Genomic DNA, 15,161 nt, shown 5'->3' with positions numbered 1-15,161 from the left:
ACTAATCTTGCACCTATATAATATAGTCCAGAATCACTGAACAGTGAGGATAAAAGTCAACATAATTCATAAATTTTTAATTAAATTTTAATAACTTTTTTATTGATGGGGATAAGTCATATTTACAATAAACGTTCTAAGTATTACTCTTATGCCATGACAGAAGAAAATCAAACATGCCCAAAATGTAGCTCACCTTACGCCTATAGCGATGGCCAATTATGGATTTGCCCAGAATGCTTCAATGAATGGAGTCTGGATGCTAGCTCTGAAGAAGATAGTACTCCTCAATTTGTTGATGTTAACGGTGCACAATTACAAAATGGTGACTCAGTAACAGTTGTTAAAGACCTAAAGGCCGGAAAAGGTACGATTAAGTCAGGAACAAAAGTAAAGAATATCCGCCTACTAGAAGAGCCAGTAAATGGACACGACATTTCTTGTAAAGTCGATGGCCATGGTTCGATGTATCTTAAGTGCTCAGTTGTAAAAAAAGCTTAATATAAGACTATCTTTTTACAACTTGCCAAAGAGAATCGATAAATAACTCTTCTTTATCAATAAAGTGTTCTTTTAATTTGAAGCCCGTGTGCTGACACGTTCTTTCTATATCTTCTTTCGAGTACTTAAATGAGTATTCGAGATGTAGTGGCTCATAGGCTTCGAATTCAAAGAGGTGCTCTAACTCTTCGATATAAACTTCCTGCTTCTCTTTTGGAAGTAAGTAACTCTCCATTGCTCCTAACTTCGGATTAAAAACTCCGATATGCTGAAATTTCTCTTTATTGAAATTTCCACCTAGCTCACGATTAATTCTGTCTAATAGATTTAAATTAAAGTCGCGAGTATATCCACTTGAGTCATTATAAGCAGCATGTAGCTTTTCAACATCTTTCTTTAGATCAAAACCAATTAATAAATAGTCAGCATTATCGAGGTGCTTCCAAAGTTGTCTAAGAAAGTTTTCACTCTGGGCCCTATCAAAGTTTCCAATATTAGAACCGAGAAATAAGACAAGCTTACGTCGCTTTGACTTCTGCTTCAAAAATTTTAACCCCTGTAAATAATCTGCAACAATACCATGTACAGATAAATTAGACTTATGAGTTATATGGGCCTGCATTTGCTTTAAGGCTTGTGCTGAGATGTCGATTGGAAAATAATTTACTTTCTTATCTACTTTTAAAAAGGCATCGATAACCAACTCACTCTTGTGGCCGTCACCTGCTCCTAATTCAATAATGTCGATTTCTTCATCACTTATTAAACTAGCTAGTTTAGAACCTGATTGAAGTAAAATTTCAAATTCTGTTCTAGTTAAATAATAATCACCATGTTGAGTAATCTTTTGAAAAAGGTCACTTCCTCGATCATCATAGAAGTATTTAGTTGATAGCTTTTTTTCAGCCTTAGATAAGCCTGTTAAAACATCAATAGCAAACTCTTCTAAGAATTCTGATTCTTGATTCTCACTTACTTCTCTCAGTATAGACACTTCCATTATATATCCTTTGCAATCCTAATTCCCGCAAACATCCATCTCTGATGAGCGCGATAGAAATTACGATAAGTTTTACGATAATGCTCTTCAGGAGTTGCAAAACATCCTCCACGAAGAACAAATTGATTACACATAAATTTACTATTGTACTCACCTAGCTCCCCTTTATAGGACTCATAGGCTGGATATGGTGAGTAATGAGATGAGCTCCAACACCAAAGAGGTAATTTCTTATCCCCAAGGGCCAACTCTAACTCAAATTCAGTTGGTAGACGATGACCTGCCCATTTTGCAAATGCCTGAGCTTCATACAAACTAATATGAGAAACAGGTGCATACATATCTAATGGCACTAAGCCGTGTAAGGAAAACTCATACCACTGTCCATCAATAAGTCGCCAATAAAGAGGCGCAATTATTCTTTGCTCATTTATCCAATCCCATCCGTCACTAAGCCAGTATTGAAAGTTTTGATAGCCACCTGAATTAATAAATTCTAAGTACTCTCCATTTGAAATATAACTTTCACGAATCGCAAAAGAAGTTAGATACCTTTTATGATCTGGACCTTCATTATCGTATGAAAACTCACTTTCATCTTGACCGAAAGTATAGAGTCCTTCTTTAAAGTGTCGCCATTTTAATGAGCCTGCGGAAAAGTTCTCAAGTCGCTTTTGGGAGTAGACTGAATCAATTGGCCCCAAACTTAAGATATGCTTTATATCCATTAGCAGAAGCTCTTGATGCTGTTGTTCATGATTAAGTCCAACCTCTAATAACGATTCGACTTCATCAATACTTTCCGTCAGCTCTAATAATGACAGCATTGCTCTATCGACGTAATTTCGATAGCTCAGAATTTCTTGAACAGTAGGGCGTGAAAGAAGCCCTCTGCTCTCCTGCTTCCAATGGGTGCCTACAGACTTATAATATGAATTAAATAAGAGACTATATTCGGCATTAAATCTTTTATAATTTGATAAATACTTAACGAGAATAAATTCCTCAAAAAACCAAGTTGTATGAGCAAGATGCCACTTAGGAGGACTTACCTCAGGAGCAGACTGCACTGTAAAGTCCTCGATCCTAAGACCAACACAAGTCTTTAAAGTGGCATCTCTTGTGAGTCGATACTTTTCGACACACCAAGACTTACGCTCAATCATATCTAATAATTTATCGCTAAATGCTTCGATACTTACTCCACAACATCATAAAATTTTAAAACTATAAATTTTTACCTTCTGCACTATTGGATAAAAACTTAAGAATATTAAAATTTTTTAAAGAATAATTTGGCATGCGTAACGAACTCAGCAATAATAATTGTTATTTAGAAAAGAAATAAAGGAATTGATATGAAACGTATTTTATCACTTGCAATTAGTTCACTACTTCTATGCTCATCGGCCGTAGCAAAGGAAGTTCAAGATATGTCTGATCCTTTAGCGGTCTATACTCAAGCAGGTCTTGGCGCAACAAATAAAGGCTTAAATGCTAAGATTGGAATTTCTTATGATACAGGCATTCAAAATGTAGCAGCGATGAATGTTATCGAATTCAAGGGTTTTCTTGGAGAAGAACTTGGATGGGATGGTACATCTAAACGATCTAATCGACTTGATAGTTTTCGCTTCAGAAATTTTAGCGCAAATATAAAAACAGGTAGTGGCTCACAATTAGATATAAACTATAGTCTTAAAGAATCATTTCTAGCAGAAAGAACAGGAAATGCTTCCTATTCTATCCTACAAGCACTTCCAAAGTTTTGGATTGTTAACCTCTATCCACTAGCAGGAGTTGGTGTTGAATTTGGAAAGAATACAGTAGAAGACGATAACTCAATTGATAGTGGCTTCTCTGTTATTGGTATCAATAGTGTGGTTGGCTTCTACGGAAAATTTACGATCACTGATAAAATTTGGTTTAATTATAACCCTATCTGGGCAGCGGCCCTTGCGGGTTCTGACCTTTATGAGTCATCAGCGTATGGTGGAAAAGATAATATTCTTCTTCACGAATTTGCAGCAAGCTACCAGTTTACTCCACGCTTTAACCTTCGCTACTTTGCGAATTGGAGTAACCTAGTAGACATTGCTGACGGTGACCACAGAATCGAATTTAATTATCAATTCTAATTAATCACTTTATCTTTAAGGGGCGGCGATTCCAAATGTCGCTGACCCTCCTAAGAAAATCTCTGAAAATTTAATTCCTCGATCATAAAGTAGTGGTGTTTCAATTGAGCCCCAGAATGTATCTGGAAAGTTTCCAATCTCACCACCTTCACCGTAACCAAAACAGTACATATAACCAGTTACATTTTCGATTCCACAAGTGTGCCACATGCCAGAAACGAGTTTATTCCATGAGCGTCCTGCTATGATTGCTGGCTCAGCTCGATTTGAATAATCCCCCTGTCCAAGAGCTCCGTTATTCCCACTTCCCCAGCAGTATCCATCTCCACTGGCCTGAAGCGCGCAAGAGTGAGATGCCCCAACAGATAAACTCGTCCAAACGGCACCGCCAACAACTTCAACAGGAACAGAAGAATTTGTAAAGGCTGCATCATTACCTAACTGCCCTCGATTATCATAACCCCAGCAGTATATTTTGCTATCAGTAGCTAGGCCACAAGCGAAGTGATCACCTGTTCCAATATCAGTAAAAGTAAGTCCACCGTTAACTGCTGTTGGTGTTGTCGTAAGGGTTGTCGTGTTCCCAGTGGCCACTCCATTTCCTAGACCACCGAAACGATTCGTTCCCCAGCAGTAAGCTGCACCATCGGTACGTATTCCACAAACGTGATAATATCCAACAGAAATCTTACTCCAGCTATGACCACCAACAATTAAATTAGGATCATGAAAAGACGCTGTAGTATCCCCACTTCCTATTTGCCCGTAGTTATTTCTTCCCCAACAATAACCAACATTAGTGGTTGTTACACCACAAACAGAATCATAATTAGCACTAAGAGACGCCCACTTATGGCCACCTGTAACTATTGTCGATGGGTGTGAATAGTTGGCCGTATCGGCAGCTCCATTTCCAAGTTCACCATATTGGTCTCGTCCCATACAATACGCATCGTCGGAGTCATCAATACCACAAAAAAGCATATAACCAGCGGCCATAGACTTCCAAGTTTTTGCCAAAGGAACTTTCTTAGGCATAAAAAGACCAGCGTTCCCCATTCCGGTTCCGGCCTGTCCCCAGTTCCAGTATTGTCCCCAGCAGTAGCCATCACCACTTGTTGTGACACCACAACTCATATAATCAGAACCTGATGCCGAGGCCCAACTATGCCCACCAATTACCTGAGTAGGTGTCAGACGATTAAGGATATCTCCATCTCCAATTTCTCCATCTTCACCTTCACCCCAACAATACATTTGTTGAGTATTATCAATCCCACAAGAGTGCCTCCCTCTTGCTGTAAGATCAACCCATGTCTGGGCCCCTGCAACTTTTACGGGAACACTTGAAGTTGTCCCAAGGCCATCTCCTAAAGTTCCTTCTCCACCGAAGTCACTACCCCAGCAGTAAATTTCATTTGAAGTCGTAAGGCCGCAAGCATGAAACCAGAACATATCGATTTTATCAAAAACAAGTCCACCACTAATAGGTGTTGGAGAATAAGCATGGGCCGTAACACCATTTCCTAAAACATCATTTATTCCATAACCCCAACAATAGCCAACTCCCGCTGTTGTTACGGCACAAGTTGACAACTCTCCGGCCGCAACCCACTTCCACTTTGTTCCTGGGCTGACTTGTGTTGGTCCAGTAATAACTGTCGTGTTATCTCCCATTCCAATTTGGCCGTAGTGATTTCTTCCCCAACAATAAAGATCATCATTGCTATCAATTCCACAGATATGAAAACTATGAGTTGAAACTGACTTCCACTTTAGTCCCCCGGGAATGAGCTTTGGTACAAAAGAGTCTGTTGTCGTTCCATCTGCAAAACGATTATAAGTATTATCACCCCAGCAATACATATCATCGCTTCCATCAATCCCACATGTGATTCGGTATCCAGGAGCAACATCTTTCCAAGTCTTTTCACCATCAACAATATGAGGAATATACTTTGGCTCATCAACACCATAACCAATTTCACCATACCAACCTTCACCCCAACAATAGAGCTTAGACTGAGTTGTAATTCCACATGAATGTTGTGAACCACCAACAATTTTTGACCAAGTTAAATTTCCAACTACTTTGTTGAGATCATTTGGATAAAGAGATTGAAATTTTTGTGGATCATAAACATCAATAGGCGCACCAACATCCCAAGAACCAAAGTAATATAAATTTCCAGCACTATAGCCTGTGGCCATTCCCTGCACACGATGTTCAGAGGAAACAATCGCTCCATCTGTAATATAAATATTGGCAAAATAATATCCATCCGCAGAAGCATTAATCGTCATATCAATAGTACAAGTTTCACCAGGATTTAAAGTTGTTCCAGTACAAGTATCGTTTGTAACTTGAAAATTCCCTGAACTTCCATAAATAAGGGGCGCCTGTAATAGACCAGTAGTTATTCCGCCTGAGTTTGTTAGTGTAATCGACTCAGTCTCACCAGGCCCTGCTCCTCCTGGTTGATATAACAGAGAGAACTCTGTTGCTCCTAATGTAAGCCCACCTGCGACATTTAAAGTTGTAAATGTATCAGAGACCACAACACTTGTATTTCCAGCTTCGTCTATGGCACGAATTTCGATTCGATAATCTTCTGCTCCATCTAAAGATAAACCACTGACAGAATCTCCTTTTGTGAAAGAAGTCCAATCCTGCTCAACAGAAGAGTCTGAAACTTTAATGACTCTTACCTGATAACCCACAAGAACTAAGTTATCAGTTGAGTCCGTTGTCCATGTCACCGTAGGAGTCATTGATAAACTGGCAGGAACTGCTCCAAGTGTTAATGCGGAAACAGCAGTCGGATCAGTCGTATCGAGGGTAATTGATTTTGTCACGGATTCAGAAGAAATTGCATTTGAATCATCTGCTCCAAAAATATAGACAGTCTTTAGTCCATCACCACCTGATAAAGCAAATGAAGCTGGAAATCCTGTGACCCAATTTCCTCCTCCACATGATCCTGCACTTGTATCGACTGGAGGAGTTGTTTGCGTTTCACTAATACAGTACTGAGTTAGATCGTCTCCACCACTTTTTGTCATATCAATGCTATTAATATTTGAATGGGTTGTTGAACCAGAACTACTGTCACTTAAAATAACTTCTAGTGCCGCTACTTCAATTCCAAAATTAAAGCTAACCTCCGACTCTTTTAAACAACTGGTCAATAAAACAATAACCGACAATAATAGAATGTTTTGCATTCTCCCCCACTTTTTAAACTCAATATTTTTACTATCGGTAAATACTTTTAACTTATTTAAACAAAATCATATGAGGGATAAAAAAAAGTTTAGAAAAAACGAGCTTTTACATCAGATATCTTTTTATAGACTGCAGAAATCGCTCTATAGGATGAAGGATTATCTTCAACTAAAATAATTTAACTAAAGTAAATAAAAGTGAGAATTAATGAAACAAAAATTTTTAAAACTAACCTGCCTTTTCTTTTTATCATTTAATTATTTATATGCTGATTCAATAAACTTAGAGGAATCGAAGAGAAATTCTAAGCATCAATATCTTAGACTTTCATATCAATCAGTGAATAGTGAAAAACTTCAAACAATCTATGAACAACTTCTAATTGATTCTTATAACTATGAAGAAGAAGATTTCATGGCCAAGAAAACAAGACGTGAAAATGGGCATATCAAAGACTGGAATAATTTAAAAGATAAAAGCTTTAGACTCTATGTCGAGATTGAACTCATTGATATAAATAAGTTCATGAATATTCTAAACTTAACTGATGAGCAAATTAAGGCGTTATTTGGAGTCGTTAAATCAGATAGACCAACACCTAAAAAACAAAACGATTCTGGCCCACTAAAATTTTCAGTTTTTTACATGACTTCTCTTGGAGAATTTAACCAGAAAAGTGCACCAGGATCTGTTGAGTTCAAGCAAAACTCTTCCGTTTCCCTGGGCCTTACGTCAGTATATCAAGTGAATGCCAAGTATGGTGCTCAAGCAAGTCTTTACTACTCTCACCTAAATACTGCTTCTGCAAATCAGTATCTTGATAATGTTTCAGTTGATCCAGAGATTGGTTTTAACCTATACGGTACGTATAAATTTGCAGACTATGGACTAGAAGCATATGCTGGTCTAGATTTCGAGCGTTTTAATACTTTCAATTTTGATGGATTAACAGAAGCCGATCAAGTTAAATTTGATAAGAACCAAATCTTCTTTTTAACTGTTGGTGTACAAAAAAACTTTAAGTTATACAGAAGAAACTTCTTAGCAAAATTTAGCTACTCTCACTCACTACTTTCAAGTCGAGACATAGGTTACGCTAACACAAGTGATAAACAAGAGTTTACTGGAGGCAAGATTATGGCCTATGTAATGGGCGATATCACAAAGAAAATTTTTGCTCATGCAATTTTCAAAATGCACTTTATGGATGGCCCAACCGATTTATCAGTAAATCGACTGGGCCTTGGATTTGGTTATAAATTCTAACGATATGTAATATCCTTAGCGTCAAAGTCACTTTGGCCATGGCGCTCAAGGATTTGTTGATCTTCATCTCCCCAAGCTCGATTAACTAGCCTTCCTCTTAATACCGCCGGCCTCTTAATCAATTCATCTGCCCAACGAATAACATTCTTATATTCATGTACTGACAAGAACTCTGCTGCATCATAGAGCTTGCCTTTAACAAGTGCCCCATACCATGGAAAGATCGCTATATCTGCAATCGAGTATTCATCTCCTGCAATGTATTTATTATTTTCTAATTGCTTATCAAGTACATCTAGCTGTCTTTTTGTTTCCATCGCAAATCGATCAATCGGATACTCAAATTTCTCAGGAGCATAGGCATAGAAATGACCAAAGCCTCCCCCTAAATAAGGAGCACTTCCCATTTGCCAAAAAAGCCAATTAAATACCTCAGCTCTCTTGGCCGGATCCTTTGGTAAGAAGTGTCCAAACTTTTCTGCCAAGTGAACAAGAATTGATGCTGATTCGAATACTCGAATTGGTTGACCATTATTCTTATCAAGTAAAGCTGGAATCTTAGAGTTTGGATTAATAGCAACAAAGTCAGAACCAAACTGGTCTGCTTCTCCAATATTAATTAAGTAAGCATCATACTCGGCTTCTTTAATTCCAAGCTCTAATAGCTCCTCAAACATAATCGTAACCTTAACTCCATTTGGTGTACCTAGAGAGTACAGTTGAAACGGATGCTCTCCTTGAGGAAGTTCCTTTTCAAAGCGCGCTCCTGCAGTTGGGCGATTGATACTTGCAAACTGTCCCCCATTTCCTTCTGTAAATGTCCAAACCTTTGGTGGTGTATATTTTTGATTCATAATCTTCTCCTAGTAATTTCTAGATTATAACAAGCATGAAGGTTAAAAAAAATCTAAACTTGATGAGGATCAAACTTACTCAATAGAGTTTATGGTAGGATATTTATATGAAAAAGATAATTATTTCCCTACTAATTACATCAAGTTTATTTGCCTCTGAGCAGCAGGCCGTCCAAGCAATACAGAAAACAGCAATGGCACTTAAGAAAGAGCTTCAAGCAGCAATGAAAGTCTCTCCAGTTAACGCTGTATCGGTTTGTAATACAAAGGCCATGCCGATCACTAAGAAGTTTCATGAAGACGGAGTCGAAGTCGGCCGTGTCAGTCTTAAGAATAGAAATCCAAACAATACTGTAAAGGGTTGGATGAATGACACAATTATGAGTTATGAGTCAGGAAAAAATAAGAAGAAATATTCCGTCGTAAGAATCGACTCAGATAAGAATGGTATTATCATGCCAATCAAAACAATGCCTCTTTGTCTTAACTGCCATGGAGATAACCTAAAACCTGAAGTACAGTCAAAGATCACTCAGCTTTATCCGAGTGATAAGGCCACTGGATATAAGAGCGGTGATATTCGTGGATACTTTTGGGCAACATTTAAAGCAAATAAATAAGAGAAAATAATTATGAAAATTATTATTGTTGGTGGTGGAACGGCCGGTATTACAATGGCGGCACGCTTAAGAAATGAATTAAGCCCTTCATATACTATTTCTGTCATTGAACCTTCTGAGTATCATTACTACCAACCTTATTGGACTCTTAATGGCGCTGGTATCGGAAAAAAAGAAGATACAAGACGTACAACTGCTTCAGTCATGCCAGATGGTGTTGAATGGATCAAGGATCGTTGTCAACAAATCCGACCAGATAAGAAGGAAGTTGAAACTCTTGAGCATGGAACACTAAACTACGATATCTTGGTAGTTGCACCAGGAATTCAAATTAATTGGAATGAAATTGAAGGCCTAAAAGACTCCATCGGAAAGAAAGGTGTTTGTTCAAATTATAGCTATGACTATGTGGATTATACTTGGAAATTTCTCCAAGAGCTTAAAAATGGCAACGCACTATTTACCTTTCCAAACTCCCCACTAAAATGTGGTGGTGCTCCTCAAAAGATCATGTACCTTGTTGAAGACTATGTACGTAAACATGGCAATAGAGACAATGTAACGATTGAGTTCGCAAGTCCAGGCCAGGCAATTTTTGGAATTCCAAAATATAAAGCTGCACTTGAAAAGATTATAAAAGAAAGAGATATCAAAACACACTTTCACATCAATTTAGAAAAACTAGATGGTGAAAATAACAAGGCCTATTTTAGAGATCTCCAAACAAATGAACTAATAGAAAAAGATTATTCTTTTATTCATGTTGTTCCGCCGATGTCAGCGCCAGACTTCTTAAAGGATAGTGATCTACTTGATAGCACGGGCTGGATTGATGTTGATAAGCATACGTTTCAACATAAGAAATATTCCAATGTTTTTGCGATTGGCGATGCGACAAATGTCCCAACGGCCAAAACAGGTGCGGCAGTAAGAAAGCAGGCTCCTGTTCTTGTCGAAAATATTGTGAAATTCATTAATAATAAAACTAATTTCAATACAAGCTATAATGGTTATACCTCATGTCCGATTGTAACTGGCTACGGACAACTAATTCTTGCAGAATTTGATTACGACGGAAATCCATGTGAGACTTTCCCATTTGATCAAGCAAAGCCTCGCTGGAGCATGTACTTTCTAAAAGCACATATTTTGCCAATTGTTTACTGGCATGGAATGCTTAAAGGAAGAATGTAAGTTACTTCTTTGCAAGGTTTTTAATTTTAGGATGTAGAGTAAACTCACACTTCATTGACTTTGTAACAAGACAATTATCCTTGGCCTTGTAAAGAAGATCTAAATAAGGATCAACATCTGACTCACAACAAATTTCTAAATGAACGTGAATATCACATTTCGTAAATTCATAGCCCTTGGCCACTTTTTCGAGATGAGCATCTGCCTTTACTTCAATATTATTAAAAGCAAGTTTTTTAAAAGAAGCAAAAGACTTGAATGTTAGAATATAGCAACTAGAGATACTTGCACTAAAAAGATCTTCAGGGCTCCACTCACTCTCGACACCATTAAATTCAGGCGGCGGAGTAATCGTAATGGCCTGTTTTTTATCTGCCGTAAGGCTTAACTCGATACTTTCAGAGTTTCCCTTAGTAATCGTTGTATACGTACCCATAAATACTCCTAATTAAACATGTGCTTGAGCAGCATTTTCAGTATGACTTCTAATTTTTCGAAGTGCCACAATCATATCGGAATAAGTAAGTGCACCAAGTGCATCATACTCTCCACTTGAAACACGATCTAAGTGCTTCTTTCTTATTTGCTCGGCCTGGTCTCTTAATTCCTTAGACTTTCTTTCAGCAACACTATAATCAACCTTATCAAGAGAAATTTGATTTGAGACTGAATCATAGAATGCCTTTACATTAACAAATAAGTCATCAAAGTCTTTCTTTGCCTCATCTCTCATAAGTTTTGATATATCACCTCGATCACTATAAGCAATCAGCCTTTCGATATAATCAGCAATACTCTCTAACTCATCGACTTCCTTAATCATCGACTGAGAACGGCGTGACTCATCTTCACTTAAAGGATTAACCATAAGTTTAACGATAAAAATGGTAACTTCTTTTTGTATATTGTCTGTAATTCTCTCATAATCCTTGGCCTTAAGAGCAATCTTCTCCCTTTCGCCAAAATTCTGTTTAATATAAATCTCTTCTGCTAAAGCATAAAGTCTAGAAACGATATCTTTCATTTTATTAACCTCGGCCTGTGCTTGTGCAAGCGCAGCCGCAGTTACCATTTGGCTTGGATCACCTAACATGACAAGGTGGTGTTGCTCCTTCTCTCCGGTAGCAGGAGTAATCCTTGTCACAAAATTTGCTAACTGAGTTAAGAAAGGAATAAAAATAATCGTGGCCGCGACATTGAAGATAGTATGTCCTGTAGCAATATGAACAGCAACATTGATAAAGTCACCATCTGCATTGACAGCATTTGCAGCACCTGGAACTAAGTAATCGATAAATTCAACATAGAATGGAAAGAATAAAAAGATAACAAGTACACCCAAGAGATTAAATATAGCGTGAGCTCGAGCTGCCCTTTTGGCGGTTATATTAGCTCCAACACTCGCTAAAAGAGCGGTAATGGTTGTTCCAATATTTTCCCCTAATACCAGAGCAGCGGCCGTATGAAATTGAATAACACCTGATCCAGCTAGGGCTATTGTAATACCCAACATTGCAGAAGAAGATTGAATTACGACAGTTAATATACAGCCGACAATAATACACGCAAAGTATGCTCCGTAATTCTGTTCAGAGAAATATGAAATCATACTTAAAAATTCAGGCATTGTTCTAAGTGGTTTAAATGCATTGGACATAATACTTAAACCAAAGAAGATCATACCAACTGAAAAAAGGATACGCCCAATTTGGCGATAGCGATTAGTTTTAGCAAATAGCAAAGGAAAGATTCCAAGACCGATAAAGAGAAGTCCATACTTCCCTACTTTTATTGAAATGATCCAACCAGTAACTGTTGTCCCGATATTGGCCCCTAGAATAACTCCAATGGCCTGTCCTAAATTCATTAAACCAGCATTAACGAAACCAACAGTCATAACAGTAGTTACAGATGAACTTTGAACAAAGATGGTAACAAGAGTTCCAACGATGACAGCAGAGAAGCGATTTGTTGTAATTTTATTAATCGTATTTTTAACGACGTCGCCAGCGACTGATTGTAGTGCCTCTGACATATTCTTCATTCCATAGAAGAAAATACCAAGCCCACCAAGGACAGAATAAATAAGTTTAAAAACTTCCACTGCTCTCCACTTCCTTTCGCCTATGAAACGACGTTATATTGATCGTGATAAATTTCAACAATCGTTAGAAATAGTATTCCAATAATTGGTCCATAGAAGATTCCTCCCATACCAAAAACACCCATTCCTCCTATAATCGAAAGAAGAACGAAAGTTGAATTAATTTGAATACGGTTACCAATGAATTTTGGCTTAAACCAATTTTCCACAACAAGACCAACTAGCGCTGTGAAAATAAAAAGGATGACACCTGAAGTAGGACTTCCTGTAAGGACTAGATAAAGACTTGCAGGAATCGTAACAACAGAGATACCAACTAAAGGAACGAAGGCCAAGAAAATCATAAGAACAGTCCAAAGAACAACTGACTCAATTCCTGCCAACCAAAGAGCGAGTCCTCCAAGGACTCCTTGAATCACTCCACCAACACCATTACAAACCAGTGTTACATAATTCATTTGATTAAACTTATCGAGGATTTTTTGTTCTTGGTCTGATGGAAGTGGCGAAAGATCAAATATATATGTCTTTAACCTCTTTCCTTCAACAAAAACACCAAAAACCACAATCATCATAATTGCGAGATCAAAAATGAATGTGATGATATTTCCTACAATTGAATTGATACTCGAAATAACAGTTCCCGATATTCCTTTAAGAGTACCAAATACTGTCGTCTTAACTTGTTCCATATCAATATCAACTCCAGTGATATCTGAAACACTTTTAATAAGAGCAGCGACTGGCCCATCACCAAATAAAAAGTCGTTAACTTCATGATGAGACATTGCCTTCATTATCGTTTGATAAAGGCTTAGAGCTTCTTTACTAAGAGCAATTGATAAGAAGATTAGAGGAATAAGAACAAGTAGAATAATTAAACAACTTGTTATCGATGCGGCCATATTGTCAGAGACTTTAAATTTTTCAATTATCTTAGTATTTAGAGGATTAAATACTCCAGCCAGAACAAAGCCAAAGATGATTGGAGCAATCATTTGCTTGGCCATCATCCATACAAGATAACAGACTAAAAGAAAGATAAAACCGAAGAATACGTACGTTACATTATATTTATTTTGCATATAAATATTGTATGTTTGAATTGGTTAATAGGCAATTTTAATTCCCCTACTTTATTAGTGCTCGACACTGCCTGAGTTCAATAAATAGTTTTAATAACTTCGTAAGATAATAGGCTCCAGGCATAACGCCTATGATGGCAGCATAAGTTAATGCCATTTTGAAATCTTTTAGAAAGTACATAATTACAATAAAAGTAATAATGAAAGATAAAATACCAAAGCAAAAGAAGATAGAAATGAAATTAACGATCATACTTACGAGAATTGGCGTAGTTGTCGCGACCTTAACATCCTTTGCTACCTTTGCCCTCGCGATATAGTAGTACTGTCCGACTTTGAAATATGCTAACTCTATCTCTTCATCTCTATCGAAGAATTCCGCAATAGAAGATGAAGTAATCACATTTTCAATTCTAGTTCCATCGCTGAACTCAACAAAACTAAATACGCGATCATTTCCACTTTGTGTTGAAGTTCCACAACCAATAACTGTCGATTTCAAATTCAAAACCATATTTGGGCCCTTAAAATTATTAGGCTATTATCGGTAATATACTGGACAACTTTACTTAGAGATTATTTGTTTGGAAGAGCTTAAAAATGAAAAGGCTCCGAAAGGAGCCTTTATTATATTAGAATTTGATTCTAGTAACAGTAGTAGTTACCCCAGTAATCACGGTAACAATCATAGTAGTAAGTATAGTGAAATGCATACCAGTAGTAATAAAATGCAACACCACCAAACACTACAAAGTATAGTCCATAGTCGTAGCTATAGTACCCAGAGTAGTTAGCACCTGTATTTTTCATACCATCAACATAGTCTTGAATTAGTGACTTTGACTCTTCAAGAGTCATATTTTCTACGTTGATTGAACCAACAAGATTAGAAAGTTCAGTAGCAACTTTCTTATCTTTAATATTTGCTTGTAGGTAATTTAAAACTTCAGATGGCTTAACACCTTCTTGAGCTAGATCACCTAATTGTTTTTCAAATGATTTAACAGTTTCATTGTAGAAGTTTTGATCTTTTTGATCCCATTCTACAGATAATTTAAACTCAACTTCTTCAAAGATTGGTGCGATTTTAGCTTCAACATTTGCAAGAGCCGAGAACGAAAAGCATACAAGTGCTACAGCAGCTAATTTTCTTAACATGAACATCTCCCTATT

The 15,161-nt window shown here is 37.2% G+C and carries 14 protein-coding genes; 5 read left to right on the top strand and 9 right to left on the bottom strand.

What is annotated here, in order from left to right:
- The first annotated feature begins 156 nt into the window (after positions 1–156).
- Positions 157–501 carry a zinc ribbon domain-containing protein YjdM gene (locus ABMA70_RS13650; RefSeq protein ID WP_103218225.1) on the top strand — a complete coding sequence of 115 codons (345 nt, stop codon included), beginning with the start codon at positions 157–159 and terminating at the stop codon, positions 499–501.
- A gap of 7 nt (positions 502–508) precedes the next feature.
- On the opposite strand, the gene egtD is transcribed toward ABMA70_RS13650, so the two are convergent.
- Entirely contained in the window at positions 509–1,501 is a 993-nt protein-coding gene (gene egtD, locus ABMA70_RS13645; RefSeq protein ID WP_392992747.1) for an L-histidine N(alpha)-methyltransferase, read from the bottom strand.
- On the bottom strand, positions 1,501–2,667 hold the full coding sequence (gene egtB / locus ABMA70_RS13640) for an ergothioneine biosynthesis protein EgtB (RefSeq protein WP_392992749.1): 1,167 nt from the start codon (positions 2,665–2,667) through the stop codon (positions 1,501–1,503). The genes egtD and egtB overlap by 1 nt, the downstream gene beginning before the upstream one ends.
- Before the next feature lie 192 nt (positions 2,668–2,859).
- On the opposite strand from egtB, the gene ABMA70_RS13635 reads away from it, so the two are divergent.
- Positions 2,860–3,639, top strand: coding sequence for a hypothetical protein (locus ABMA70_RS13635; protein WP_392992751.1), 780 nt, complete (start codon positions 2,860–2,862; stop codon positions 3,637–3,639).
- Positions 3,640–3,654: 15 nt separating this feature from the next.
- Here the strand turns inward: ABMA70_RS13635 and ABMA70_RS13630 are convergent, their stop codons facing one another.
- On the bottom strand, positions 3,655–6,864 hold the full coding sequence (locus ABMA70_RS13630) for a hypothetical protein (protein ID WP_392992753.1): 3,210 nt from the start codon (positions 6,862–6,864) through the stop codon (positions 3,655–3,657).
- A 208-nt stretch (positions 6,865–7,072) separates the two neighbouring features.
- Between ABMA70_RS13630 and ABMA70_RS13625 the strand changes: the two genes are divergently transcribed.
- Positions 7,073–8,131 (top strand): hypothetical protein, encoded by a 1,059-nt coding sequence (locus ABMA70_RS13625; protein WP_103218230.1) that lies wholly within the window; start codon positions 7,073–7,075, stop codon positions 8,129–8,131.
- On the opposite strand, the gene yghU is transcribed toward ABMA70_RS13625, so the two are convergent.
- Positions 8,128–8,985 (bottom strand): glutathione-dependent disulfide-bond oxidoreductase, encoded by an 858-nt coding sequence (gene yghU, locus ABMA70_RS13620; protein WP_103218231.1) that lies wholly within the window; start codon positions 8,983–8,985, stop codon positions 8,128–8,130. The genes ABMA70_RS13625 and yghU overlap by 4 nt on opposite strands.
- A 107-nt stretch (positions 8,986–9,092) precedes the next feature.
- Between yghU and ABMA70_RS13615 the strand changes: the two genes are divergently transcribed.
- Both ABMA70_RS13615 and ABMA70_RS13610 read left to right on the top strand, forming a co-directional pair.
- Positions 9,093–9,605 carry a DUF3365 domain-containing protein gene (locus ABMA70_RS13615; RefSeq protein WP_103218232.1) on the top strand — a complete coding sequence of 171 codons (513 nt, stop codon included), beginning with the start codon at positions 9,093–9,095 and terminating at the stop codon, positions 9,603–9,605.
- Between the two features lie 12 nt (positions 9,606–9,617).
- Positions 9,618–10,799, top strand: coding sequence for an FAD-dependent oxidoreductase (locus ABMA70_RS13610; RefSeq protein ID WP_392992757.1), 1,182 nt, complete (start codon positions 9,618–9,620; stop codon positions 10,797–10,799).
- A gap of 1 nt (position 10,800) precedes the next feature.
- Here ABMA70_RS13610 and ABMA70_RS13605 read toward each other — a convergent pair whose 3' ends face one another.
- The 5 genes from ABMA70_RS13605 to ABMA70_RS13585 all read right to left on the bottom strand — a co-directional run bounded on the left by ABMA70_RS13605 (position 10,801) and on the right by ABMA70_RS13585 (position 15,146).
- A complete protein-coding gene (locus ABMA70_RS13605) occupies positions 10,801–11,235 on the bottom strand; it encodes an OsmC family protein (protein ID WP_103218234.1) in 435 nt (144 codons plus the stop codon).
- 12 nt (positions 11,236–11,247) lie between these two features.
- On the bottom strand, positions 11,248–12,903 hold the full coding sequence (locus ABMA70_RS13600) for a Na/Pi cotransporter family protein (RefSeq protein ID WP_103218235.1): 1,656 nt from the start codon (positions 12,901–12,903) through the stop codon (positions 11,248–11,250).
- 20 nt (positions 12,904–12,923) lie between these two features.
- Entirely contained in the window at positions 12,924–13,988 is a 1,065-nt protein-coding gene (locus tag ABMA70_RS13595) for an AI-2E family transporter (protein WP_103218236.1), read from the bottom strand.
- Between the two features lie 46 nt (positions 13,989–14,034).
- The gene (locus tag ABMA70_RS13590) at positions 14,035–14,502 is read right to left on the bottom strand and encodes a hypothetical protein (protein ID WP_392992760.1); all 468 of its coding nucleotides are present in this window, start codon (positions 14,500–14,502) and stop codon (positions 14,035–14,037) included.
- 131 nt (positions 14,503–14,633) lie between these two features.
- Positions 14,634–15,146, bottom strand: a complete 513-nt coding sequence (locus ABMA70_RS13585; RefSeq protein WP_103218238.1) for a hypothetical protein — start codon at positions 15,144–15,146, stop codon at positions 14,634–14,636.
- Between the last annotated feature and the right edge of the window lie 15 nt (positions 15,147–15,161).

The sequence above is a fragment of the Halobacteriovorax sp. XZX-3 genome (assembly GCF_043196495.1).
Taxonomy (GTDB): Bacteria; Bdellovibrionota; Bacteriovoracia; order Bacteriovoracales; family Bacteriovoracaceae; genus Halobacteriovorax_A.
The sequence above is the reverse complement of the archived record's forward strand: the minus strand, read 5'-3'. Positions and strand labels throughout refer to the sequence as shown.